Source organism: Streptomyces fodineus, assembly GCF_001735805.1.
GTDB classification, from domain to species: domain Bacteria; phylum Actinomycetota; class Actinomycetes; order Streptomycetales; family Streptomycetaceae; genus Streptomyces; species Streptomyces fodineus.
This window is the reverse complement of the sequence record NZ_CP017248.1, coordinates 4,975,405-4,998,852: the sequence shown is the minus strand read 5'-3', so window position 1 is coordinate 4,998,852 and position 23,448 is coordinate 4,975,405. Positions and strand designations below refer to the sequence as shown.

Annotated in this window: 21 protein-coding genes, 1 tRNA gene and 1 pseudogene; 10 read left to right on the top strand and 13 right to left on the bottom strand. The window is 70.4% G+C overall.

The annotated features are described in order from the left end of the window. Window positions 1–76 precede the first annotated feature (76 nt). The 6 genes from BFF78_RS21100 to BFF78_RS21080 all read left to right on the top strand — a co-directional run bounded on the left by BFF78_RS21100 (window position 77) and on the right by BFF78_RS21080 (window position 4,360). Window positions 77–865 (top strand): DUF881 domain-containing protein, encoded by a 789-nt coding sequence (locus tag BFF78_RS21100; protein WP_069779809.1) that lies wholly within the window; start codon window positions 77–79, stop codon window positions 863–865. 65 nt (window positions 866–930) lie between these two features. Beyond that, entirely contained in the window at window positions 931–1,629 is a 699-nt protein-coding gene (locus BFF78_RS21095; RefSeq protein ID WP_069779808.1) for a class E sortase, read from the top strand. Between the two features lie 52 nt (window positions 1,630–1,681). Continuing rightward, complete coding sequence (locus tag BFF78_RS44840) at window positions 1,682–1,843, top strand: hypothetical protein (RefSeq protein WP_165289375.1); 162 nt, start codon at window positions 1,682–1,684, stop codon at window positions 1,841–1,843. Further along, window positions 1,840–2,478, top strand: coding sequence for an aminodeoxychorismate/anthranilate synthase component II (locus tag BFF78_RS21090; RefSeq protein WP_069779807.1), 639 nt, complete (start codon window positions 1,840–1,842; stop codon window positions 2,476–2,478). Before BFF78_RS44840 ends, BFF78_RS21090 begins: the two co-directional genes overlap by 4 nt. After that, window positions 2,475–3,584 (top strand): class E sortase, encoded by a 1,110-nt coding sequence (locus tag BFF78_RS21085; RefSeq protein WP_099054902.1) that lies wholly within the window; start codon window positions 2,475–2,477, stop codon window positions 3,582–3,584. The genes BFF78_RS21090 and BFF78_RS21085 overlap by 4 nt, the downstream gene beginning before the upstream one ends. Window positions 3,585–3,607: 23 nt before the next feature. Beyond that, the gene (locus tag BFF78_RS21080; protein ID WP_069779806.1) at window positions 3,608–4,360 is read left to right on the top strand and encodes a class E sortase; all 753 of its coding nucleotides are present in this window, start codon (window positions 3,608–3,610) and stop codon (window positions 4,358–4,360) included. Between the two features lie 87 nt (window positions 4,361–4,447). Here the strand turns inward: BFF78_RS21080 and pknB are convergent. The 6 genes and pseudogenes from pknB to BFF78_RS21050 form a co-directional block, all read right to left on the bottom strand. Continuing rightward, window positions 4,448–6,441 (bottom strand): annotated as a pseudogene (pknB, locus tag BFF78_RS21075) (Stk1 family PASTA domain-containing Ser/Thr kinase). A gap of 191 nt (window positions 6,442–6,632) precedes the next feature. Continuing rightward, window positions 6,633–8,102, bottom strand: a complete 1,470-nt coding sequence (locus BFF78_RS21070) for a peptidoglycan D,D-transpeptidase FtsI family protein (protein WP_069779805.1) — start codon at window positions 8,100–8,102, stop codon at window positions 6,633–6,635. Next, window positions 8,099–9,541, bottom strand: coding sequence for an FtsW/RodA/SpoVE family cell cycle protein (locus BFF78_RS21065; protein ID WP_069779804.1), 1,443 nt, complete (start codon window positions 9,539–9,541; stop codon window positions 8,099–8,101). The genes BFF78_RS21070 and BFF78_RS21065 overlap by 4 nt, the downstream gene beginning before the upstream one ends. A 27-nt stretch (window positions 9,542–9,568) precedes the next feature. Continuing rightward, complete coding sequence (locus tag BFF78_RS21060; protein WP_193433506.1) at window positions 9,569–11,122, bottom strand: Stp1/IreP family PP2C-type Ser/Thr phosphatase; 1,554 nt, start codon at window positions 11,120–11,122, stop codon at window positions 9,569–9,571. Window positions 11,123–11,262: 140 nt separating this feature from the next. Continuing rightward, window positions 11,263–11,793 (bottom strand): FHA domain-containing protein FhaB/FipA, encoded by a 531-nt coding sequence (locus BFF78_RS21055; RefSeq protein WP_069779803.1) that lies wholly within the window; start codon window positions 11,791–11,793, stop codon window positions 11,263–11,265. A 10-nt stretch (window positions 11,794–11,803) separates the two neighbouring features. Next, on the bottom strand, window positions 11,804–12,658 hold the full coding sequence (locus BFF78_RS21050) for an FhaA domain-containing protein (RefSeq protein ID WP_069779802.1): 855 nt from the start codon (window positions 12,656–12,658) through the stop codon (window positions 11,804–11,806). A 616-nt stretch (window positions 12,659–13,274) separates the two neighbouring features. Here BFF78_RS21050 and BFF78_RS21045 point away from each other — a divergent pair. Beyond that, window positions 13,275–13,358: transfer RNA gene (locus tag BFF78_RS21045), tRNA-Leu, on the top strand. Window positions 13,359–13,537: 179 nt separating this feature from the next. Here the strand turns inward: BFF78_RS21045 and BFF78_RS21040 are convergent. Beyond that, window positions 13,538–14,326 (bottom strand): Fpg/Nei family DNA glycosylase, encoded by a 789-nt coding sequence (locus BFF78_RS21040; RefSeq protein ID WP_069779801.1) that lies wholly within the window; start codon window positions 14,324–14,326, stop codon window positions 13,538–13,540. A gap of 463 nt (window positions 14,327–14,789) precedes the next feature. Between BFF78_RS21040 and BFF78_RS21035 the strand changes: the two genes are divergently transcribed. The 3 genes from BFF78_RS21035 to BFF78_RS21025 all read left to right on the top strand — a co-directional run bounded on the left by BFF78_RS21035 (window position 14,790) and on the right by BFF78_RS21025 (window position 17,714). Beyond that, window positions 14,790–16,223 (top strand): DUF2252 domain-containing protein, encoded by a 1,434-nt coding sequence (locus tag BFF78_RS21035; RefSeq protein ID WP_069779800.1) that lies wholly within the window; start codon window positions 14,790–14,792, stop codon window positions 16,221–16,223. A 278-nt stretch (window positions 16,224–16,501) separates the two neighbouring features. After that, a complete protein-coding gene (locus BFF78_RS21030; RefSeq protein WP_069779799.1) occupies window positions 16,502–17,317 on the top strand; it encodes a hypothetical protein in 816 nt (271 codons plus the stop codon). Between the two features lie 67 nt (window positions 17,318–17,384). Next, on the top strand, window positions 17,385–17,714 hold the full coding sequence (locus BFF78_RS21025) for a rhodanese-like domain-containing protein (RefSeq protein ID WP_069779798.1): 330 nt from the start codon (window positions 17,385–17,387) through the stop codon (window positions 17,712–17,714). A gap of 504 nt (window positions 17,715–18,218) precedes the next feature. Here the strand turns inward: BFF78_RS21025 and BFF78_RS21020 are convergent. The 6 genes from BFF78_RS21020 to paaA form a co-directional block, all read right to left on the bottom strand. Next, complete coding sequence (locus BFF78_RS21020; RefSeq protein ID WP_069779797.1) at window positions 18,219–19,361, bottom strand: acyl-CoA dehydrogenase family protein; 1,143 nt, start codon at window positions 19,359–19,361, stop codon at window positions 18,219–18,221. 164 nt (window positions 19,362–19,525) lie between these two features. Beyond that, window positions 19,526–20,590: a 2Fe-2S iron-sulfur cluster-binding protein gene (locus tag BFF78_RS21015; RefSeq protein WP_069779796.1), complete on the bottom strand. Its 1,065-nt coding sequence runs from the start codon at window positions 20,588–20,590 to the stop codon at window positions 19,526–19,528. Next, the gene (paaD, locus tag BFF78_RS21010; RefSeq protein ID WP_069779795.1) at window positions 20,590–21,117 is read right to left on the bottom strand and encodes a 1,2-phenylacetyl-CoA epoxidase subunit PaaD; all 528 of its coding nucleotides are present in this window, start codon (window positions 21,115–21,117) and stop codon (window positions 20,590–20,592) included. The genes BFF78_RS21015 and paaD overlap by 1 nt, the downstream gene beginning before the upstream one ends. Continuing rightward, complete coding sequence (paaC, locus tag BFF78_RS21005; protein ID WP_079161409.1) at window positions 21,111–21,842, bottom strand: 1,2-phenylacetyl-CoA epoxidase subunit PaaC; 732 nt, start codon at window positions 21,840–21,842, stop codon at window positions 21,111–21,113. Before paaC ends, paaD begins: the two co-directional genes overlap by 7 nt. Next, window positions 21,839–22,126: a 1,2-phenylacetyl-CoA epoxidase subunit PaaB gene (gene paaB / locus BFF78_RS21000; RefSeq protein WP_030640248.1), complete on the bottom strand. Its 288-nt coding sequence runs from the start codon at window positions 22,124–22,126 to the stop codon at window positions 21,839–21,841. Before paaB ends, paaC begins: the two co-directional genes overlap by 4 nt. Beyond that, window positions 22,123–23,193, bottom strand: a complete 1,071-nt coding sequence (paaA, locus tag BFF78_RS20995) for a 1,2-phenylacetyl-CoA epoxidase subunit PaaA (RefSeq protein WP_069779794.1) — start codon at window positions 23,191–23,193, stop codon at window positions 22,123–22,125. Before paaA ends, paaB begins: the two co-directional genes overlap by 4 nt. Window positions 23,194–23,448: the final 255 nt, after the last annotated feature.

Sequence of the window (23,448 nt, the reverse complement as noted above, 5' to 3'; positions counted from 1 at the left end):
ACATGACGACTCTGTGTGCTCCCCCGGGCGTCCGTTAGCGTAGTGCTTCCGCGGCGCTGAAGGAGATAAGGGTCCGTTGAGCAATTCTGCCGACTCCCCCGGGACGCAATCAACGGGCTCCGGCCCTGGCCGTCGCCTGCGTGTGCGCCCCGTGCGGATGCTGACGGCCGCCGTCTTCGCCCTCGCGGGGCTGATCTTCTTCACCAGCTTCAACACGGCCAAGGGCACCGACATCCGCCAGGACGGCTCCCTGCTGAAGCTGTCCGACCTGATCCAGCAGCGCAGCCATAAGAACAAGGGGCTGGACGAGTCCAACGCGGCCCTGCGCGCGAGTGTGGAGTCGCTCGCCGAGAGCGACGCCGGCAGCAGCAAGGCGCAGGACCGCAGGCTCAGCGGGCTGGAGAAGAACGCCGGCACCCGGAAACTCACCGGCCGGGCCATCACCGTCACGCTCAACGACGCCCCGCCCAACGCCACCGCCAAGCTCCCCGGCTATCCGGAGCCGCAGCCCGACTACCTGGTCATCCACCAGCAGGACCTGCAAGCCGTGGTGAACGCCCTGTGGCAGGGCGGCGCCCAGGGCATCAAGGTCATGGACCAGCGGCTGATCTCCACCAGCGCGGTGCGCTGTGTCGGCAACACCCTGATCCTCCAGGGCCGGGTCTACTCACCGCCGTACAAGATCACCGCGGTGGGGGACCCGGGCAGGCTGCAGCAGGCGCTGGCGGCGAGCAAGGCGATCCAGACCTACATGGTGTACGTCAACGTCTACGGCCTCGGCTGGAAAGTCACCGACGACGGGACGGTGACTCTTCCCGGTTACTCGGGCACAGTGGATCTGCACTACGCCAAGCCCGTGCAGTAGTCCTTCGTCCGCCTTCGTCTGCCCCTCGTCTGCCATCCGTCAGCCGTCCGTCAACGGAGGCGCCGGTGCGCGTGATCGTCCGGACCGTCAGCGAGCTGTGCATCACCGTCGGCACCCTGATCGTGCTCTTCGTCGCCTATGTGCTGTTCTGGACGGGGTTGCGGGCCGACGGTGCCATGAACGACCAGATCGACCAGCTGCACCGGCAGTGGTCGAAGGGGAACATGCAGCCGACCGCCCGGGCGGACACCCCGGGTGAGCAGACGGTCACCGTGACGAAACCGGCGCCGTACGACTACGGCAAGGCCTTCGCGATCATGTACATTCCGCGGCTTGGTTTCACGTGGAACAAGCCGGTTCTGGAGGGCACCGGCCGGGATGTGCTGGCCAAGGGCCTCGCCCATTACGCGGGCACCGCGCAGCTGGGCCAGGAGGGCAACTTCGCGGTGGCCGGGCACCGGCGCACGTACGGCGACCCGTTCCTGGACTTCCCCGAGCTGCGGCCCGGGGACGCCGTCGTCCTCACGGACGGGACCACCTGGTTCACGTATCGGATCGACAAAGGCCCCTACAAAACCGTGCCGACGGACGTTGAGGTGATCGAACCTGTGCCACGTAAGTCGGGGTATACGCGTCCGGGCCGCTATCTGACGCTGACCACGTGCGATCCGGAATGGGGGCACAGTCACCGGCTGATCGTGTGGGCGCACCTGGACTCCACCCAGTCCGTGGAGGCAGGCGAACCGAAGGCTCTGCGCCGTTAGTCTGGTGGCGTGCGGCGGGAGTCTGGTGCCGTGGGGAGACGGAAGGAACGGCATGTACGGCTGGATCTGGCGGCATCTGCCGGGGAACGTGTGGATGAAGGCACTCATCTCACTCGTACTGATCATGGCCGTGATCTACGTCCTCTTCCAGTACGTCTTCCCCTGGGCCGAACCGCTGCTGCCCTTCAACGATGTGACGGTGAACAACCAGTGAGCGCGCGGATTCTCGTCGTCGACAACTACGACAGCTTCGTCTTCAACATCGTCCAGTACCTCTACCAGCTGGGCGCCGAGTGCGAGGTACTGCGCAACGACGAGGTGTCGACCGCGCATGCCCAGGACGGCTTCGACGGTGTGCTGCTCTCGCCCGGGCCGGGCACTCCGCAGGAGGCGGGCGTGTGCGTGGACATGGTCCGCCACTGCGCGGCCACCGGGGTGCCGGTCTTCGGAGTGTGCCTCGGCATGCAGTCGATGCAGGTGGCGTACGGCGGTGTGGTGGACCGGGCGCCCGAGCTGCTGCACGGCAAGACCTCGCTGGTCGAGCACGAGGGCAAGGGTGTCTTCGCGGGCCTGCCCTCCCCCTTCACGGCGACCCGCTACCACTCCCTGGCCGCCGAGCCGGCGACGGTCCCGGCCGAGCTGGAGGTGACCGCCCGCACGCACGACGGCATCGTCATGGGCCTGCGTCACCGTGAACTCCGGGTCGAGGGCGTGCAGTTCCACCCCGAGTCGGTGCTGACCGAGCACGGGCACCGGATGCTGGCCAACTGGCTGGCGGAGTGCGGCGACGAGGGTGCCGTGGCGAGGTCGACGGGGCTCGCCCCGGTGGTGGGCAGGGCCACGGCGTGACCGCGCTGCGCCCGGAGCGCGAGACCGATGCCTCGTACGGGGATCAGTCGTACGAGGCTTCTGGCGCGTTGGGGGACTGGGACGCGGCGGGTGCGGCGCAGCAGGAGTCGTACGGCGGGTCGTACGAAGAACCCTATCGGCCCGTCCTGGACGACGAGACGATGGCGCTGCGGATGCCCGGTCCGCCCTCTGCGGGCCCGGAGAGCGAGCCTATAGCCGCCTCTGCGGCCTCTGTGGCCCCTTCTGGCTCCTCCGCCACCGGGATTTCGGTCGGGGGCCGTGCAGCCCGCAGAAAGGCCGCCAGGCGGCGCGGTGGGCGGCATGGCGGCGGCCGGGAGACGACGCCCTCCGGGGCACCGCCCGGGCGGGCGGAGTCCGGCCGGCCGCTGACCCGGGTGGAGGCGCGGCGGCAGGCGCGGCTGCGCAAGCCGAGTCCGGCCGTCCTCGTGAGCCGGGCGATCGGCGAGGTGTTCATCACCACCGGCGTGCTGATGCTGCTGTTCGTCACCTACCAGCTGTGGTGGACCAACGTCCGCGCCCACGCGCAGGCGGGCAGCGAGACGCACCAGCTCCAGGACGACTGGGCCAGCGGCAAGCGCAACCCGGGTGTCTTCGCGCCGGGGCAGGGCTTCGCCATCCTGCACATCCCCAAGCTGGACGTGGTCGCACCGATCGCGGAGGGCGTCAGCAACGCCAAGGTGCTCGACAAGGGCATGGTCGGGCACTACGGCGAGCCTCCGCTGAAGACCGCGATGCCCGATGCGAAGACCGGCAACTTCGGGCTGGCCGCGCATCGCAACACCCACGGGGAACCGTTCCGGTACATCAACAAGCTCAAGGCCGGCGACGTGGTCGTGGTGGAGACGCAGGACACGTACTACGTCTACAAGGTGGCGTCGATGCTGCCGGTGACCTCGCCGTCGAACACGAGTGTGCTGGACCCCGTCCCGAGGGGATCGGGTTTCACCCGGCCCGGCCGCTACATCACCCTCACCACCTGCACGCCGGAGTTCACCAGCAAGTACCGGCTGATCGTCTGGGGCAAGATGGTCGAGGAACGCCCGCGCAGCAAGGGCAAGCCGGACGCGCTCATCGAGCAGGGCTGAAGCGAGTAGGGGCAGAGGAAACTGTGGCAGCGACCGCCGACGACACCGAAGAACACACGGACGCGTCCGAGCCGAGTCCCGCCCCGCGCGGTCGGCGCCCCGGCCGGATAGCGATGGCGGTCAGCGTCTTCGGTGAACTCCTGATCACCGCAGGCCTGTTGCTGGCTCTGTTCGTCGTCTACTCGCTGTGGTGGACGAACGTGATAGCGGACCGCAAAGCAGACAAGGAAGCCGCCACGGTCCGTCGGCACTGGGCCCACGCGGCGGACTCCGGTCCGGGGGCGCTGGACACCAAGGACGGCATCGGCTTCCTGCATGTGCCGTCGATGAAGAACGGCGTGGTCCTGGTCGAGAAGGGCACGGGCACGGACGTCCTCAACGACGGCGTGGCCGGCTACTACACCGACCCGCTCAAGGCCACGCTCCCCATAACCGGCAGGAACGGCAACTTCACCCTCGCCGCCCACCGGGACGGGCACGGGGCGAAGTTCCACAACATCGACAAGGTGAAGCAGGGCGACCCGATCGTCTTCGAGACGCGCGACGACTGGTACGTCTACAAGGTCTTCTCGATCCTCCCGGAGACCTCGAAGTACAACGTCAAGGTCATCGCCCCGATCCCGAAGGAGTCCGGCGCGAAGAAGCCGGGCCACTACATCACCCTGACGACCTGCACGCCGGTGTACACCTCCGAGTACCGCTACGTGGTCTGGGGCGAGCTGGTCCGGGTGGAGAAGGTGGACAGCAAGCGGACGCCTCCGGCGGAGCTGCGCTGACACACCTCCTCGCAGGAGATCCGCAGACCAAGACGGGTCCGCCCGGGAACCAGAGTTCCTGGGCGGACCCGTCTGCCGGTGGCTGGATCAGCCGTTGATGCCGCCGAAGATGCCGCCGTTGTTACCGCCGTTGTTGCCGCCGCCGACGTCCACGGTGGTCAGGACGATCTGGGTGTTGCTCGGGTCGGCCTGGGTGCCCTGCGGCGGGTTCTGCTGCAGGACCCGTGCCTTGTCGTCGTTCGGTCCCTGGACCGAGATGTTCGTGTAGCCCTGCTGCTGAAGGATCTGCTGGGCCTGCTTCAGGGTCTGGCCGGTGACGTTCGGCACCTGGCCCTGCGTCTGGCCACCCTGGAACTTGCCCACGTTGATCACCACGCTGGTGTTCTTGGCGAGCTGCTGGCCGACGGCCGGGTTGGTCGACAGGACCTTGCCGTCGTCGGCCTGGTTGGGCGTGGGGTGTCGTTGCAGGAGGGCGACAGGCCCAGGTTCTGCAGCTCGGTCTTCGCCGTGTCGCAGGACTGGCCGATGATGTCCTGGGGGATCGTGACCTTGTCCTCGGGCTTGGCGACCGTGAGGGTGATCGTGGTGCCCTTCTGCCTGCTCGTGCCGCCCTGCGGGTCCTGGGTGATGACCACGCCGGCCGGCTGGGCCGACACCTGGGTCTGCTTCTCGACCTTGAAGCCCTTGCCCTCCAGCTGGGTCTGAGCCTGGTCGAACTGGAGCCCGCGGACGTCCGGAACGTCCACCTTCGGCGCGCCCGTCGAGATCACCAGGCTGACTGTGCTGCCCTTGTCGACCTTGATGCCGTTGTCGGGGTTCTGCGAGCAGACGTTGCCCTTGGGCTGGTTGTCGCAGGGCTTGGCGGAGGTGCTGACCTTGAGGTCGACGTTCTCGGCCATCTTCCTGGCCGTGCCCTGGGACACACCGACGAAGTTCGGCACCGGTACCTTGCCGTCGCCCGTGTTGCCGCCGCTCGCCACCCACTTGCCGATCAGGATCGCGCCGATCAGCACCAGGACGCCCGCGACCACCAGCAGGATCGTGGAGGTGTTGGACTTCTTCTGCTGGCGGCCCCGGCGGCCGGGGCCCTCGTCGTAGCCGTAGCCGCCGTCGTCCGGGTTCATCGGCGGGAGCATGGAGGTCGCTCCCGCGCCGGCGTCCGGGCGCAGGGCCGTCGTCGGCTGGTCGTCGGGGTAGCCGCCGTAGCCCACCGCACCCATCGCGGCCGTCGCCGCTACCGGCTGGCCGTCCAGGCAGGCCTCGATGTCGGCGCGCATCTCGTCGGCCGACTGGTAGCGGTAGTTCGGGTCCTTGACCAGCGCCTTCAGGACGATCGCGTCCATCTCGGGCGTGATCTCGGGGTCGAAGACCGACGGGGCCTGGGGTTCCTCGCGGACGTGCTGGTAGGCCACCGCGACAGGGGAGTCGCCGACGAAGGGCGGCCTCACCGTCAGCAGCTCGTAGAGCAGGCAACCCGTCGAGTACAGGTCCGAGCGCGCGTCGACCTGCTCGCCCTTCGCCTGCTCCGGCGAGAGGTACTGGGCCGTACCGATCACCGCCGCCGTCTGTGTCATGGTCATGCCGGAGTCGCCCATGGCGCGGGCGATGCCGAAGTCCATCACCTTGACCTGGCCGTTGCGCGTCAGCATGACGTTGGCCGGCTTGATGTCACGGTGGACGATGCCGTTGCGGTGGGCGTACTCCAGGCCCTGGAGGATGCCGATGGTCATCTCCATCGCGCGCTCGGGCAGGAGCTTGCGACCGGAGTGGAGGAGTTCGCGGAGCGTGGAACCGTCTACGTACTCCATCACGATGTACGGGATGGAGACCCCGTCGATGTAGTCCTCGCCCGTGTCGTAGACCGCGACGATCGCGGGATGGTTGAGCGAGGCGGCCGACTGGGCCTCCCGGCGGAACCGGGCCTGGAAGGAAGGGTCGCGTGCCAGGTCGGCGCGCAGGGTCTTCACTGCCACGGTGCGGCCCAGGCGGGTGTCATGCGCGAGGTAGACCTCGGCCATGCCACCACGGCCGAGCACCTGGCCCAGCTCGTACCGGCCGCCGAGGCGACGCGGCTCTTCCATAGCTACCTACCAGCCCTCTCCGTCGGTCTCGGCCGTACACGTTCGTGCACGGCCGGAGGCTGCCGTCCGGGCCTACCGTACCCGGCTCGCTTTGTATGGCCTGTCCAAGCCCGGAACCCGATACAGGACCGGTATCGCAACGTGCAGCGATGTGAAGGAGACGTGAGCGGCGTCACTTCCTGCGGCCAAGGTCACTTCTTGGACTTGATGACCGCCTCCATGACGTTCTTCGCGATCGGCGCGGCCAGGCCGCCACCGGAGATGTCGTCGCGGTTGGCGCTGCCGTCCTCGATCACCACGGCCACGGCGACCGGCGAGCTGCCGTCGGGCAGCTTGGCGTAGGAGATGAACCACGCGTACGGGTTGGCGCTGTTCGCCACACCGTGCTGCGCGGTACCGGTCTTGCCGCCGACCGTGACGCCGTCGATCTTGGCGTTCGTACCGGTGCCCTTCTCGACCACCGTCTGCATCATGTCCTGCAGGATCTGTGCGTTCTGCGAGGACAGCGGGCGGCTCATCTCCTGCGGCTCGGTCTGCGCGACCGTGTCGAGGTTGGGCCCCTGGAGCTTGTCCACCATGTACGGCTTCATCAGCTTGCCGTCATTGGCGACCGCCGAGGCGACCATGGCCATCTGCAGCGGGGTCGCGGCGGTGTTGTACTGGCCGATGGAGGACAGCGCGGTCTGCGACTGGTTCATGTTGTCGGAGAACACCGACGCGTTGGTGCGGACCGGGGTGAACTGCTCGGCGTCGAAGCCGAACTTCTTCGCCTCGGTCAGCATCTTGTCGTTGCCGAGGTCGGAGCCGATCTTGCCGAAGACCGTGTTGCAGGAGAACTGCAGCGCCGTGCGCAGGTTGGCGTTCTTGCAGGGGATGTTGCCCTCGTTCTTCAGCTGCGTCGTCGTGCCCGGCATGGTCCACGGCAGCGGCGAGTTCGTCTGCTCGTCGGCCGACTTGTACAGCCCGTTCTCCAGCGCCGCCGCGGCGGTGACCACCTTGAACGTGGAGCCCGGCGGGTAGGTCTCGCGCAGCGCCCGGTTCAGCATCGGATCGGCCTTGCTGCTCTTGAGGCTGTTCCAGGCCTTGGCGTCGTTGTCGGAGTACCCCGCGAAGGACGAGGGGTCGTACGACGGGTAGGAGGCCAGCGCCAGGATCTTGCCGGTGGACGGCTCCAGGGCGACGACCGCGCCCTTGCCGCCCTGCTTGGCCAGCCCGTCGTACGCCGCCTTCTGCGCGGACGCGTTCAGCGTGGTGACGACGTTGCCGCCCAGCTGCGGCTTCCCCGTGATCATGTCGAGGGTCTTGCGGAAGAAGAGCCGGTCGTCGTTGCCGGAGAGGATGCCGTCGTCGATCTTCTCCAGCTGGCTGCTGTCGAAGGCCTGCGAGGAGTAGCCGGTGACCGGGGACCACATGGGCCCGTTCTTGTACGTGCGCTTGTACTTGAAGTCGCCGCTCTTGGAGACGACGGAGCCGGTTATCGGGTTGCCGTCGACGATGATGTCGCCGCGCGGGTGCGCGTAGCGCTGGATGGCGACCCGGCGGTTGTCCTTCTCGCTCGCCAGCTGCTCGGCCTTGACGTACTGGAGGTAGTTGTCGCGGATCAGCAGGGCCAGTACGAGGAGGCCGCAGAAGATCGCGATCCGGCGCAGGGGTTTGTTCATGACGGGCGGACCACCTGGGTCATCTCGGCGTCGGGGTTGGTCGCGGGGGTGGGCGCCGGGCGGCGGGCGGTGTCGCTGATGCGGATGAGGATGCCGATCAGCGCCCAGTTGGCCAGCACGGAGGAACCGCCGTACGCGACGAACGGCATCGTCATACCGGTCAGCGGGATGAGGCCCATCACACCGCCGGCCACGACGAACACCTGCAGCGCGAAGGCGCCGGACAGGCCCACGGCGAGCAGCTTGCCGAACGGGTCGCGGGCGGCGAGGGCGGTGCGCACGCCGCGCTCCACGATCAGGCCGTAGATCAGCAGGATCGCCATGATGCCCGCGAGGCCCAGCTCCTCGCCGAAGGTGGCGAGGATGAAGTCGGAGTTGGCGGCGAACCGGATCAGGTCCGAGTGGCCCTGGCCGAGGCCGGTGCCGAGGGTGCCGCCGGAGCCGAACGCCCACAGCGCCTGCTGCAGCTGCTCGGAGTGGCCGACCACGCCCTGGCGGCTGAGGGTGAACTCCTTCATCGGGTCGAGCCAGGACTCGACGCGGCTCTTCACGTGCGGCTCGAAGCTCGCCACGCCGACCGCGCCGACGGCGGACATCAGCAGACCGAAGACGATCCAGCTGGTCCGCTCGGTGGCGACGTACAGCATGATCACGAACAGGCCGAAGAACAGCAGCGAGGTGCCGAGGTCGGTCTCGAAGACCAGGATGAGGATCGACATCGCCCAGACGACCAGGATCGGACCGAGGTCGCGGCCGCGCGGCAGGTACAGGCCCATGAAACGGCGGCTGGCGAGGGCCAGGGCGTCGCGCTTGACCATCAGGTAGCCGGCGAAGAAGACCGCGAGGACGATCTTCGCGAACTCACCGGGCTGCAGGGACCCGAGGCCGGGGATGTTGATCCAGATCTTGGCGCCGTAGATGTTGGCCCCGAGGCCCGGTACCAGCGGCAGCAGGAGCAGGACCAGCGCGCCGAACATCGAGATGTACGTGTAGCGCTGCAGGACACGATGGTCCTTCAGGAAGATCAGCACGGCCGCGAACATGGCGATACCCAGCGCGCTGTACAGCAGCTGCCGGGTCGCGGCCGGGGCGAAGTGGGGCAGTGACTGCAGCAGCTTCGACTGGTCCAGGCGCCAGATGACGACCAGCCCGAGCCCGTTGAGCAGCGTGGCCAGCGGCAGCAGCAGCGGGTCGGCGTACGGGGCGAACTTCCGTACGGCGAGATGGGCGACGCCGGCCATCAGGCCGAGGCCGAGGCCGTACTCCAGCAGTCCGGCGGGCACGTGGTTGCTGATGGCCAGGCCCACGTTGGCGTAGGCGAACACCGGGACGGCCACCGCGAAGACCAGCAGGGCCAGCTCGGTGTTGCGGCGGCTCGGTGCGCCGATCGCGCCGATCGTGGACGTGTGGTGCGTCGGCGGGTTAGTCGTACTGCTCATCGTGTGACGGTGCCTCTCGCGGCTCGGCTACTGCTTGCCGCACTGATCGACGACCTTCTGCTCATCCTCGGAGAGGCTCGGGCCGGGGTTCGGAGTGGCGGTCGGGGTCGGGGGCTTCGAGGACGTTGTCGGGGGCTTCTTCGACGCCGTACCCGTTGACGGGTTCGGCGTCGGTGATGCCTTGGACGTGAAGGCGGTACGGGTGGTTCCCGTGGTACCTCCGGCCTCGCCCTGGCCCGTCTTGGCGTTCCGCTGGGACTCGGCGGCCTGGCGCTCCGCCTGCTTCCGGCACGCGGAAGCCTGCACGGACAGCGCGTCGATCTTCGCCTGGGCCTGCTGCAGACCGCCCGCGGTGATCGTGGCCTTCACCTGCTTCTGCTGGTACGGCGGCAGGTACTTGAGTTCGATCTCGGGGTGGTCCTTCTCCACCTTCGACAGCGACACCCAGGCCAGGTCCTGGCTGATCCCGCGGTACAGGGCCACGTGCTCGTCCTTGGCGCCGACGTAGTACTGCGTCTGCGTCCACTGGTAGCCGCCGTAGAGGCCGCCGCCGATGACGGCGAGGGCGAGCACGCTGTAGAGGGATCTCTTCAGCCACTTGCGCTGCCCGCGCGGCTTGGTGAGCTCGCCGTCGGCGTAGTCGCCGAAGCTGCCCGCCGGGATGTACCCGGTGGTGTCGCCGGAGCCGGGCGGGCCGAACTCGCCGCCGCCGTGCCCGGGCGCCTGGCGGCCCAGGTGGGAGGCGCGGCCGGCCGGGGTCTGCATGATGCCGTTGTCGTGCAGATGGTGCTGGTTCTCGGCGACGGCGCCGACCACGACCGGCTGGTCGGACAGCTGCCCGGCGAGGGTGTCGCCCTGGTCCAGGTCGAGGACGTCGGCGACGATGACGGTGATGTTGTCGGGGCCGCCGCCGCGCAGCGCGAGCTGGATCAGCTCCTGCACGGTCTCCTGCGGGCCCTGGTAGCTGGCGAGGGTCTCCTCCAACGTCTGGTGGGAGACGACCCCGGACAGCCCGTCGGAGCAGATCAGATAGCGGTCGCCGGCCCGCACCTCGCGGATCGACAGATCGGGCTCGACGTGCTCGGCGCTGCCGAGGGCGCGCATCAGCAGGGAGCGCTGCGGGTGAGTGGTGGCTTCCTCTTCGGTGATCCGGCCCTCGTCCACGAGCCGCTGCACCCAGGTGTGGTCCTGGGTGATCTGCGTGAGAACTCCGTCACGCAGCAGATAGGCGCGCGAGTCGCCGACGTGCACGAGACCGAGCCGCTGCCCGGTCCACAGCAGGGCGGTGAGGGTCGTCCCCATGCCCTCGAGCTGGGGGTCCTCCTCGACCATGGCGCGCAGCTGGTCGTTGGCGCGCTGCACGGCCGTGCCGAGCGAGGTGAGGATGTCGGAGCCGGGCACGTCGTCGTCGAGCGTGACCAGGGTGGAGATGACCTCGGAGGAGGCGACCTCGCCGGCCGCCTGGCCGCCCATGCCGTCGGCGATCGCGAGCAGCCGGGGACCGGCGTAACCGGAGTCCTCGTTGCCCTCGCGGATCATGCCCTTGTGCGATCCGGCGGCAAAGCGCAGTGACAGACTCATGCGCACCTCGCCCGTCGGCTCCGAATGCAGCCGGTCGTGTCGAGCCACACTGCCCACCCTCCGGTCGGGAGCGCTCCGGTGGCCCGGGTGCGGCCTGCCGCTGCGTGCTCGCTCCGCTCGCGCTCACTCATGATGTAGCACTACTTCCGCAGCTCGATGACGGTCTTGCCGATGCGGATCGGCGCGCCCAGCGGGATCGGCGTGGGGGTCGTCAGCCGGGACCGGTCCAGGTAGGTGCCGTTGGTGGAGCCGAGGTCCTCGACGATCCACTGACCGTCGCGATCCGGGTAGATCCTGGCATGACGGCTGGAGGCGTAGTCGTCGTCCAGCACGATCGTGGAGTCGTGCGCCCGGCCCAGCGTGACCGTCTGACCCTGGAGCGCGACCGTGGTGCCGGTCAGTGTGCCCTCGGTCACGACCAGCTTGCTGGGGGCGTTGCGCCCGCGCCGGCCGCCGCCCTGCTGGCCCCGCTGCTGGCCTCGCTGCTGCGGAGGCGCGGCGGGCTGCTGCCGGGCCGCCTGCTGCTGGCGACCGGCCTCCCTGCGCGATCCGCGCTGGGTGACACGCGTACCGAACAGGTCGCTCCGGATGACCTGCACGGCCACGATCACGAACAGCCACAGTACGGCCAGGAAACCCAGCCGCATGACCGTGAGGGTCAGCTCTGACATTGCCCCCGCTTCACCCTTCGGCTTGCCTATAGATAACGGTGGTGCTGCCCACGACGATCCGCGAGCCGTCGCGGAGCGTAGCGCGGGTGGTGTGCTGCCCGTCCACCACGATGCCGTTGGTGGAACCGAGATCCTGGATCGTCGAGGGCGTTCCGGTCCGGATCTCACAGTGCCGGCGCGAGACGCCGGGGTCGTCGATCCGCACGTCGGCGTCGGTGCTGCGGCCCATCACCAGAGTCGGGCGGGAGATCTGGTGGCGGGTGCCGTTGATCTCGATCCAGTAGCGGGTGCGCCCGCCGCTCGTCGGGGCGGCCGCGGGCCGCTGCGTGGCGGGCTGAGGGTAGCCGTATCCGCCGGGGCGGGCGCCGGGCGGCGGCGACGACGGCATCGGAGGCGCGCCGGCGGGCGCGGCGGGCGGGTAGCCGTAACCGCCCTGGGCGCCCTGCGCGGGGCGGCCGGGGGCGGGGGCCGCGGGGGCCTGCTGGCTGCTGGAGGAGGCGAGGGTGCGCGAGCGCACCCGGTACAGGCCGGTGTCCAGATCGTCGGCCTTCTCCAGGGTGACCTTGATCGGGCCCATGAAGGTGTAGCGCTGCTGCTTGGCGTAGTCGCGCACCATGCCGGCCAGCTCGTCGCCGAGCTGCCCGGAGTACGGGCTGAGGCGCTCGTAGTCCGGCGTGCTCAGCTCCACGATGAAGTCATTGGGTACGACGGTCCGTTCGCGGTTCCAGATGGTCGCGTTGTTGTCGCACTCGCGCTGGAGTGCGCCGGCGATCTCCACGGGCTGGACCTCGGACTTGAAGACCTTGGCGAAGGTGCCGTTCACCAGACCTTCGAGACGCTGCTCGAACTTCTTCAGGACTCCCATGGGGCACCTCCTCCGTTCCTGCCGTTGCCTTGCCCTGCTGTGTGCGCTGCCTTGCCTGTACTGCCGGTTCCGCTGGTCCTGCTCACTGATCGTATCTACGCGCCCGGCAATCAGGCGGTTCCCCCAGCGACTCCCCTTCGAACTCCCGGTGCGCACTCCTGTTGCCATGGATCGTAGAGGGGGTCGAAGACCAGTGTCCCGCACCCGGCTGTGGACCTGTCCCGCCTCCTGGGCAGATGCCCGGGACCGGTACGAGGTTGATACGTGAAGCAGGTCTCCTTGATACGTGAAGGACGGGTCCGCGGGGTAGGAGGGCGCGGCGGTTCGGCTGCCGGGCGGGAGGGGCGGGGCTGGTACGGGCTCTGACCGGGCCCCGGCCGGGCCTGGCTCGGATCTTGGTCCGGGGCCTGGTCCGGGTCTTGCCGGGGCTCTGGTCCGGGTCCCGGTTCGGGTCCTGGCCGGGCTCTGGTCCGGGTCCTGGGCCCGGACCTGGGCTGGGCTCGGGCGTTCCCTGGGCCAGGGGAAGGGATGTGAATCCACCCCGTACGGCGTGCTAATGTTCTGGGTGTCGGAAGGGGCCAGCCCGAAAGGGCCGGAGCCGGAAGACACACCCAATGCGCGGGTGGCGGAATAGGCAGACGCGCTGGATTCAGGTTCCAGTGCCCGCAAGGGCGTGGGGGTTCAACTCCCCCCTCGCGCACAGAGACGAGACGGGTCTCTGCCGGTGACGGAAGTCACGGCAGGGCCCGTTTCGCGTTTCACGTGCGGTTGTGAGAGATCGCACAGCCTGCCGCCGACCGCGGAGCCCGATCCGCCGGTGAGCTATCTCACGGACGGGGCCGGCCGGCTCCGAGAGGAGCGCGCGGTGCCGACCGTGGCTCAGGTCCCCTCCGGCTGGCAGCGCGGGCACCACACCGTGCCGCGGCCTGCCAGACGGGAGCGGCGCAAGTGGGTGCCGCAGCGGGGGCACATCGGGTCCGGGTCGTCGCGGTGGCCGGTGAGCCACGCATCGCGCGGCGGGACACAGCCGGCGGTGACCGCGGAACGCAGCGTGCGCCGCATGTGCGTGTACAGGTGCCGGCGTTCGGTCTCCGACAGACCGTCGGCCCGGGTACGCGGGTGCAGCCCGGCACGCCACAGGATCTCGTCGGCCAGCAGATTCCCGAGACCGGCCAGGACGGACTGGTCGGTCAGCGCGGTCTTGATGTGACCACGGCGTGCGGAGAGCGCGGCCTCGAAGTCCTCTCGGCCCACCGCCAGCGCGTCCGGACCCTGACGGTCCAGCAGCCGGGCAACGCCGGAGTCGTCGTCGGCCAGCCAGAGCCCCTGGAGCTTGCGCTGGTCGCGGTAGCGGAGCTGGCGGTCGCCACCGAGGCCGAACAGCACGCGGTCATGGGCCTCGACGGCGTCCCCGGGCCGGGCACAGAGCAGTCTGCCGGTCATGCCGAAGTGCAGCAGGAGGGTGGGACCGCCGGTGCGCGCGAGCAGCCACTTGCCGTGCCGCTCCGGCTCCGTGAACCGCCGCCCCTCCAGCGCCTCGCGCAGCCGCCGCGCGCTCACCCCGTGCAGGACACCCGCATCGCGCACGTCGACGCGGCGGATGACCTTGCCCTGCGCACAGGACACCAGCACCTGGCGGAACCCCTCGACGTCGGGCAGCTCAGGCATGGGGGACGTTCCTGTGCCGGCTGCGGGCGATGACAGGGGGTTTGGGATGGGATGGGGGTGGGGGCGAGGGTGGCGCCGGGGCTGGAGGTGGAGCTGGACGTGGAGGTAGGGGTAGAAGCAGAGCCGGAGTGGATGTGGTCGGGGATGGCGGCTTTCGGCTCGTATCCACGGCAGCCGTTGCGTCGCGAGCGCCCCTTCGCACCCGTCCCATGGTCGCCTCCCATCAAGTGGCCGCCGCCCCTGCCGACAGGCCTTCCCCGCGCCGCCCACCCCGCGCTCGCACCTCCACCGGACGGCCTAGGCAGCGCCGCGTTCGCCGGCGTACCCCGTGCGAGGAAGCTCTTCCACAGCCGCTCGCCGTGCACCGCAGATCTGACGTGTTTCCGTCACCGCCTGTACGGTCTGCACGAGTTGATGTTCGTGTTGATCTTCGTGCCGAAGGTGTTCGGGGGAGGCGGTCGCGGTGAGCGGAACCGGTGGGGAAGTGCTGGCGGACGCGAGGGACCGGGAAACGTGCAGGCTGCCATGGGTGCGCGGGTTCGCCCAGTGGCCCCGGCAGGGCTCGCCCAAGGACGAGGGCAAGGCGCTGCGGACGAGTGTCCCGCGAGGCGCGCACCGCACGCTCGACCTGGACGCCTCCCGTCCCGACGCGGTGAGCGCGGTCACCGAGTCCAACGCCGGCCGCATCCCGGAACTGACCCCCATCCGCGTCGGACGGATGGCGGCCACCCCCTTCGCCTTCCTGCGCGGCTCGGCCGGACTCATGGCGTACGACCTGGCCCGCACCCCGATGACCAGGATCGGCACCCAGATATGCGGAGACGCGCACGCGGCCAACTTCGGCCTGTACGGCGATCACCGCGGCGACCTCGTCATCGACCTCAACGACTTCGACGAGACCGTGCACGGCCCCTGGGAGTGGGATCTGAAGCGGCTCGCCGCCTCGCTGGTGCTCGCCGGCCGCGAGGCAGGCGCCGACGAGGACACGTGCCGCGCGGCCGCGCAGGACACGGTGGGCGCCTACCGCCGCACCATGCGTCTGCTGGCCAAGCTGCCGGTCCTCGACGCCTGGAACGCCATCGCGGACGAGGAACTGGTCTCCCACACCGACGCCCACGATCTGCTCGGCACCCTGCAGCGGGTCTCGGAGAAGGCCCGCGCCAACACCAGCGGCCGGTTCGCGGCGAAGTCGACCGAGGCGGTGGCGGACGGCGGACGCCGGTTCGTGGACGCCTCCCCGGTCCTGCGCCGTATCCCGGATGCCGAGGCCACCGCGGTCGCCGCCTCCCTGGAGGAGTACCTCACGACGCTCTCCGAGGACCGGCACCCCCTGCTCGCCCGGCACGCCGTGCACGACGTGGCCTTCCGGGTGGTCGGCACCGGCAGCGTCGGCACCCGCTCCTACGTCGTGCTGCTCCTCGACCACCGTGAACAGCCGCTGGTGCTCCAGGTGAAGGAGGCCCGGCCCTCCGCGCTCGTCCCGCACCTGGCCACCGCCGGTTTCACGACACCACCGGTGGCACACGAGGGCCGCCGGGTCGTCCTCGGCCAGAAGCGGATGCAGGTCGTCAGCGACATCCTGCTCGGCTGGACGACCGTCGAGGGGCGCCCCTTCCAGGTGCGCCAGTTCCGCAACCGCAAGGGCAGCGTCGACCCCGCCGCCCTCACCGCCGACCAGATCGACGACTACGGCCGTATGACCGGCGCCCTCCTGGCCCGCGCCCACTCCCACAGCGCCGACCCACGGCTGATCGCCGGCTACTGCGGCAAGAACGAGGAACTGGACGAGGCGATAGCCGCCTTCGCCGTCACCTACGCCGACCGCACGGAGGCGGATCACGCGGAGCTGGTGGCGGGGATCAGGGCGGGGAAGATCGCGGCCGAGGAGGGGGTGTGAGGCGGGGGGTGTGAGGTGGGGACTTGAGGCGGCATGAAACTGCGGCGGCCTAAGAGGGGCGGGGCTGTGCCGATATGCGGCGCCGCCGGGCGGGGGGACCTGCGACAACGGCTACGCCGGGCGGGGGTGACCTGCCACAACCGCTACGCCCGGCAGGGGTGACCCGGCACAATGGCTCCGCCGTGCCGGAGGGCGACCCGTCACAGCGGCTCCGCACCCGGCAGTCGACCCATCGCCCTACGGCGAGTCGCCGTATCTCCACCGCCTACCCTGGTCGGGTGACGATCCCGGAACCCGATCAGTCCCCATCCGCCCCGCGGCCCGAAGAACGGCTCGAACAGGCCGTACGGGCCGCCGAGCAGGCGTTGATCGAGTACGAGATCGCCGTGGAGACCTTCCGCGTCGAGGTCGAGAACTTCTCCCGGCTGCACGAGCAGCGGCTCGGCCCGCTCTACACCCGTATCGAGGAGCTGGACGCCGAGATCGCCGAGGCGAAGGCCGCCCGCACCGGCGATCCGGAGGACATCCGCCGCGCCGAGGAGGCCCGCGCCCGGATCCTGCCGATCCCCGGCGTGGAGGAACTGCTGCACGGCTGGATGGACGGCCACGGCCTGTTCCCGGAGGCCACCGCCATGCTCACCGACCAGGCCGTACAGCCCCCGGAGCGGGTACGGCCCAGCGAGGAGGCCCGCAAGCTCTACCGCGAGCTGGCCCGCAAGGCGCATCCCGACCTCGCGCAGGAGGAAGAGGAGCGGAAGCGGCGTGAGGAGTTCATCACCCGGGTCAACGCCGCCTACGCCCGAGGCGACGAGACCCTGCTGACGGAGCTGGCCGAGGAGTGGGCGGCCGGCCCGGTGCCGCCCGAGCGGCGTCCGAGCCCGGCCGAGGAGCTCTACGCCCGCCTCGAATGGCTCGACCAGCGCAAGGAGCTGCTCACCCTCGTCGCGCGCGAACTGGAGGAGGGCGCGATCGCCGGCATGCTCCGGCTCGCCCCGGACGACCCCGACGCGCTGCTCGAGGAGATCGCCGACAGGCTGCGCTCCGACATCGCCCAGCGGGAGACGGAGCTGGCGGCCCTGCGGGACCAGGCTTGAGCCCCCTCGCCTCCGCTGACCCCTTGGACTTTCGGGTAGCGTCGGAGACATGAGTTTCGGAGCTGGTGTGCCCACGGTCGAGGTCACGGACCTCAAGGACGGCGACTTCCTGCTGGACGTCCGCGAGGACGACGAGTGGCAGGCGGGCCACGCCGAGGGAGCGCTGCACATCCCCATCAGCGAGTTCGTGGCCCGCTACGGCGAGCTGACCGAGGCCGCCCCGCAGGACGGCCGCGTCCACGTCATCTGCCGCTCCGGCGGCCGCTCGGCGCAGGTCACCATGTACCTGGTCCAGCAGGGCATCGACGCCGTGAACGTCGACGGCGGCATGCAGGTCTGGCAGGCCACGGGCCACCCGGTCATCACGAACGACGGCAAGCCGGGTCACGTCCTGTAGAGCGTCCCCCCGCACCTCGTCCCGGCTGCCCTGGGCCGCGCGGTCTGCCCGGCTGATCGGGGAACCCCGGCGGATCGGGCCCCGGCCCCGTGGACGGGTGTCAGCCGTGGGATTGCGTCAGCCCATGGGAAGGCGTCGGGGCGGGTCGGCTCAGCGGATGGACGTCGGCTCGCTGGACGGTGTCGGCCCGGTGGATTGGGCTGGCCCGGTGGATGGCCGCGCCCGGTGGACGGCGTCGGCCCGCTGGGTGGCTCGGCCCGCTCGGATCGGGTCGGCTCAGCGGATGGACGTCGGCTCGCTGGACGGTGTCGGCCCGGTGGATTGGGCTGGCCCGGTGGATGGCCGCGCCCGGTGGACGGCGTCGGCCCGCTGGGTGGCTCGGCCCGCTCGGATCGGGTCGGCTCAGCGGATGGACGTCGGCTCGCTGGACGGCGTCGGCCCGGCGGATCGGGCCAGGCGAGCCGATGGGCGTAACCACTGGACGGCGTCCCCCAGCGACCGGCGTCACCCCAGCGGATGGGCCGCCAGCAGATCCCCGAGCTTCTCCTCGTACGCCGCCGCCGGGCCGAGCGCCAGCTCCAGGTGCTTGGCCCAGGCGTGATAGCGGTGCAGCGGGTAGTCGGTGTCGGCGCCGAACCCGCCGTGCAGATGCTGGGCCGTCTGCACCACCCGGCGCACGCCCTCCGCGGCCCAGATCTTCGCCACCGCCACATCCCCGGCGGCCGGCAGCGCCCCCGCCGCCCCCGACGCGATCCGCCACGCGGCCTGCCAGAGCGTGGCCTCCATGGCGCGCAGATCGATGTACCGGTCCGCGGCCTGCACGGCCACCGCCTGGAAGGTCGCGATCGGATACCCGAACTGCTCCCGCTTACCGGTGTATTCGGCCGTCATGTCCAGCACCCGCTCGCCCAGCCCGAGCGCCAGCGCGCAGGTGCCGGTGGCGAGCAGCGCGTGCAGCCACTCCCAGGCGCCGTCGCCCTCGATGACGTCACCCTCGTCGATCTGCACGGACGCCAGCCGCAGCTCGGCCAGCCGCTCCCCATGGGTGGACACCTGCTCGGCGAGGCCCACCCCGGCCAACTCGCGCGGCACCAGCGCGAGCACGGTCCGGTCGGCGGCCCCACCCTCGACATGCGCCGGTACGACGACGAGGTCCGCGTCATACGCCCACGCCACCGCCGTCTGCACCCCTTCCAGCACCCAGCCCGTACCGTCCCGCCGTGCGCCGACGGCCAGTTCGGCCGGATCATGGCCCGTACGCCCGTGCGCCGCGACCGTCAGCACCAGCTCGCCCCGCCCGGCCCGCGCCAGCAGGCGCTGAGCCAACTCCGCGCCCCCAAAAGCCTGTACGGCCGCTGCCGCCGCGCTGTGCTCCAGCAGCGGCACCCGGGCGAGCACCTTGGCGGACTCACGCAGCACCAGGCACAGCGCGATCGCGTCCAGTCCGGAACCGCCGTGCGTCTCGTCGAGCAGCAGACTCAGCAGGTCCGCCTCGGCCAGCCGGGACCACAGCTCCCGGTCGAAGCCCTCGGCCACGGCACCGGTGGTGAGCGCCGGACTGGGCACCGCATCCGGCACCACCCCGGCAAACACCCCACGCGCCGCCTCCGCCGCCGCCCGCTGCTCCTCGCTGAAGGTGAAGTCCACGGCCTGTCCCTCCGACGGAGTTCAGTGATCTGACGGGGCGTCAAGATAGAACAGGTTCTAGGAGAAGGGAATGGTGTGGACCCCGGTGTCCCGAAGCTCGGCGTTCCTGGGGCCCCCTCCCCCCTCCCCTCCCCACCCCCCTCAGAGTCGGCCCAGCGCAGCCCTCAGCGGTCGAAGTCCAGCTCCACCCGTTCCGTCAGCGGATGCGACTGGCAGGCCAGCACATAGCCGGCTTCCGTCTCCTCCGTCTCCAGGGCGAAGTTCCGGTCCATGCGGACCTCGCCGGAGACGAGGAAGGCGCGGCATGTCCCGCAGACTCCGCCCTTGCAGGCGTAGGGCGCGTCGGAGCGGTTGCGCAGGACCGTCTCCAGCAGGGATTCGCCATCCCGCACCGGCCAGGTGCCGCCGCGCCCGTCGAGCCGGGCAGTGACCGTGCTGTGCGCCGGGGTCCGGTCGGTGGCGGCCGGTGGCGCGCCCGCGTCCACATGGAAGATCTCCTGGTGGATACGGGAGCGGTCCACGCCCAGCTCGCGCAGCGCCTGCTCCGCGCCCGTGACCAGCCCGTACGGCCCGCACAGGAACCAGCCCGCGACCTGGTCGGCCGGCAGCAGCGCGGGCAGCAGCCCGGTGAGCCGCTCGCGGTCGAGCCGCCCGGACGGCAGGCCGGCCTGCTGCTCCTCGCGCGAGAGCACCGTCACCAGCTGAAGCCGCTCGGTATAGCGGTCCTTCAGGTCGGCGACCTCCTCGAGGAACATCGTCGAGGCGGCCGTGCGGTCGCTGCGTATCAGACAGAACCGGGCCGCCGGCTCGCGTGCCAGCAGCGTGGAGACGATGGACAGCACCGGGGTGATGCCGCTGCCGCCGACGACCGCCGCGTACAGTCCCGGCGCCGGGTCCAGAGTGAAGCGGCCGGCCGGGGTCATCACCTCCAGCACGTCACCGACGTTGATCTCCTTCAGCGCATAGGCGGAGAAGGCCCCGCCCTCCACCAGCCGCACGCCTACCCGCAGGGTGTCCGGGCCCGTGCCGGCCGGGTCGGGCGCGGGGGAGCAGATCGAGTAGGTGCGCCGGATCTCGGTGCCGTCGACCTGTCGGCGCAGCGCGAGATGCTGGCCGGGTGCGTGCCGGTACTCCTCGCGCAGTTCGGGCGGGACGGTGAAGGTCAGGGCGACGGAGTCGTCGGTGATCCGGTCGGCCGCGGCCACCGGGAGCGGGTGGAAGCGCGCCATCACAACTCCTTGAAGTGGTCGAACGGTTCACGGCAGGCGAGGCAGCGGCGCAGCGCCTTGCACGCGGTGGAGGAGAACCTGCTCAGCAGCTCGGTGTCGGCGCAGCCGCAGTGCGGGCAGCGGATCGGGTCCGTTTCCGGCGCGTTCGCCCGCGTCGGGCCGAGCGTCAGCGGTACCGGACCGGAGGCGCCGTGCACCCGCGGGGGAGCGATGCCGAACTCCTTGAGTTTGCGCCGCCCTTCGGGGCTGATGTCGTCCGTCGTCCAGGCGGGCGTGAGCACTGTGCGGACGGTGACCTCGCGTATGCCGTGGGCGCGCAGCACCCGTTGGATGTCCACGCTCATCGCCTCGATGGCGGGGCAGCCGGTGTAGGTGGGGGTGAGGTCGACCTCGACGGTGTCGCCGCCGTGCAGGTGCACCGCGCGCACCACGCCCAGCTCCTGGAGCGTGAGCACCGGCAGTTCGGGGTCGGGCACCGAGCCGGCCAGTTCCAGCAGCTCCGCCTCCAGGGCGGTGGCGGTCACCATGACGCACCCGGGTGGCTGCGGTGCAGATGCTGCATCTCGGCGAGCATCCGCCCGAACGGCTCGGTGTGCAGCCCCTGCCGGCCGGCGCCGGCCGACCAGGCGCCGGTGCGCGGCCCCTCGGGGAGGGGAAGCGTGGCACGGCCGAGGACGTCCTGGACGGACTCCTGCCAGCGTGCGTCCAGGTGTGCCCAGCCGGCGTCGAGGCCCTCCACCGGCTGGAACATCTCACCGGTGAACTTCCACAGGTCCTGGCAGGCGCGGCGCATCCGCTCGTGGCTGGTCTGCGTGCCGTCGCCGAGGCGGAGCGTCCACTGCTCGGCGTGGTCGCGGTGGTAGGCGACCTCCTTGACCGCCTTCGCGGCGAGGGGCGCGAACGGGCCGTCCCCGGATGCGAGTTCGGTGTAGAGCAGCTGCTGGTAGGTGGAGAAGTACAGCTGGCGGGCGATGGTGTGGGCGAAGTCGCCGTTCGGCTGCTCGACCAGTTGGAGGTTGCGGAAGGACCGCTCCTCGCGCAGGTAGGCGAGTTCGTCCTCGTCTCCGGCCATCGACAGCAGCACCCGGGCCTGGCCGAGCAGGTCGAGGGCGATGTTGGCGAGGGCGACCTCCTCCTCCAGGACGGGGGCGTGTCCGGCCCACTCCCCCAGTCGGTGGGAGAGCACCAGGGCGTCGTCGCCGAGGGCGAGCGCGGCGGTCACCGGGACGGTGGCGGGGCCGGTGGCGGTCACAGGTGCTTCACCCCTTCCGGGATGTCGTAGAAGGTCGGGTGCCGGTAGGGCTTGTCGGCGGCCGGTTCGAAGAAGGGGTCCTTCTCGTCCGGCGAGGACGCGGTGATGGCGGCGGCCGGGACGACCCAGATGGACACGCCCTCGCCGCGGCGGGTGTACAGGTCGCGGGCGTTGCGCAGGGCCAGCTCCGCGTCCGGGGCGTGCAGGCTGCCGGCGTGGGTGTGGGAGAGGCCGCGCCGGGAGCGCACGAAGACCTCCCACAGGGGCCAGTCGGTGGTGCTCATGCTCGCTCCGCTCCTGTCGCGTGTTCTGCCGCGTGTGCTGTCTCGTTGCCGGTTCCACCGGTGCCGTCGGTCCCACTGGTGCCGCCGGTGTGCTTGGCCGCGTAGGCGGCGGCTGCTTCCCGTACCCACGTACCCTCGTCGTGGGCGCGTCTGCGCTGGGTGATCCGCTGTTCGTTGCACGGGCCGTTGCCCTTGAGGACCTCCCAGAACTCCGTCCAGTCGATCGGCCCGAAGTCCCAGTGCCCGCGCTCCTCGTTCCACCGCAGGTCCGGGTCGGGCAGGGTGAGGCCCAGGGACTCGGCCTGGGGGACGCAGATGTCGACGAAGCGCTGGCGCAGCTCGTCGTTGGAGTGCCGCTTGATCTTCCACTCCATGGACTGCGCGGAGTGCTGGGACTCGTCGTCGGGCGGGCCGAACATCATCAGGGAGGGCCACCACCAGCGGTCCACCGCGTCCTGCGCCATGGCGTGCTGCTCCGGTGTGCCCTTGCTGAGGGCGAGCAGCAGCTCGTAGCCCTGGCGCTGGTGGAAGGACTCCTCCTTGCAGATCCGGACCATCGCGCGGGCGTACGGGCCGTAGGAGCAGCGGCACAGCGGGACCTGGTTGGTGATCGCGGCGCCGTCCACCAGCCAGCCGATCGCGCCGACGTCCGCCCAGGTCAGCGTGGGGTAGTTGAAGATCGAGGAGTACTTCTGGCGGCCGCTGTGCAGCTTGTCGAGCAGCTCGTCGCGGCCGGTGCCGAGGGTCTCGGCCGCGCTGTACAGATAGAGGCCGTGGCCGGCCTCGTCCTGGACCTTGGCCATCAGGATCGCCTTGCGGCGCAGGGAGGGGGCGCGGGTGATCCAGTTGGCCTCGGGCTGCATGCCGATGATCTCGGAGTGCGCGTGCTGGGCGATCTGCCGGACCAGGGTCGCGCGGTAGGCGTCGGGCATCCAGTCGCGGGGTTCGATGCGCTCGTCGGCGGCCACGGCCGCGTCGAAGGCGTGCTGGTAGGCCGCCGTGTCGACGGTGTCCGGTGCGCCGTCCGCCTGTGTGCGGGCGGTGCGCTGCGCGGCTGCTGTGGCCATGCGGTCCCCCTGACCTCGGGCTCTTCGGTGAAAACGTCCCGACCGATCGTTCGGTCCGTGCGCATCAATGGTGTGCCGGGCCGCCGTAGGGTGTCAACCGCTGTGGAAAACTCCGGCGGACGGGCTGTGGACAAGGTGCGGGAGGGCGGGTACGGCCGGTGCCGGCGCCGTACCGGACAGCGAGGAGCACGGCGATCGTATGCACCCGGGGCTGCGCCCGGTGGCCGGGGCTGAGTACCGTTCCGTGCGGGACGC

Coding starts and splice junctions, on each gene's coding strand:
- BFF78_RS44840 (WP_165289375.1), top strand. CDS start 1,682: ATGTACGGCTGGATCTGGCGGCATCTGCCGGGGAACGTGTGGATGAAG.
- BFF78_RS21070 (WP_069779805.1), bottom strand. CDS start 8,102: ATGAACAAACCCCTGCGCCGGATCGCGATCTTCTGCGGCCTCCTCGTA.
- BFF78_RS21065 (WP_069779804.1), bottom strand. CDS start 9,541: ATGAGCAGTACGACTAACCCGCCGACGCACCACACGTCCACGATCGGC.
- BFF78_RS21060 (WP_193433506.1), bottom strand. CDS start 11,122: ATGAGTCTGTCACTGCGCTTTGCCGCCGGATCGCACAAGGGCATGATC.
- BFF78_RS21055 (WP_069779803.1), bottom strand. CDS start 11,793: ATGTCAGAGCTGACCCTCACGGTCATGCGGCTGGGTTTCCTGGCCGTA.
- BFF78_RS21050 (WP_069779802.1), bottom strand. CDS start 12,658: ATGGGAGTCCTGAAGAAGTTCGAGCAGCGTCTCGAAGGTCTGGTGAAC.
- BFF78_RS21040 (WP_069779801.1), bottom strand. CDS start 14,326: ATGCCTGAGCTGCCCGACGTCGAGGGGTTCCGCCAGGTGCTGGTGTCC.
- BFF78_RS21015 (WP_069779796.1), bottom strand. CDS start 20,590: ATGGCGCGCTTCCACCCGCTCCCGGTGGCCGCGGCCGACCGGATCACC.
- paaD (WP_069779795.1), bottom strand. CDS start 21,117: ATGGTGACCGCCACCGCCCTGGAGGCGGAGCTGCTGGAACTGGCCGGC.
- paaB (WP_030640248.1), bottom strand. CDS start 22,126: ATGAGCACCACCGACTGGCCCCTGTGGGAGGTCTTCGTGCGCTCCCGG.
- paaA (WP_069779794.1), bottom strand. CDS start 23,193: ATGGCCACAGCAGCCGCGCAGCGCACCGCCCGCACACAGGCGGACGGC.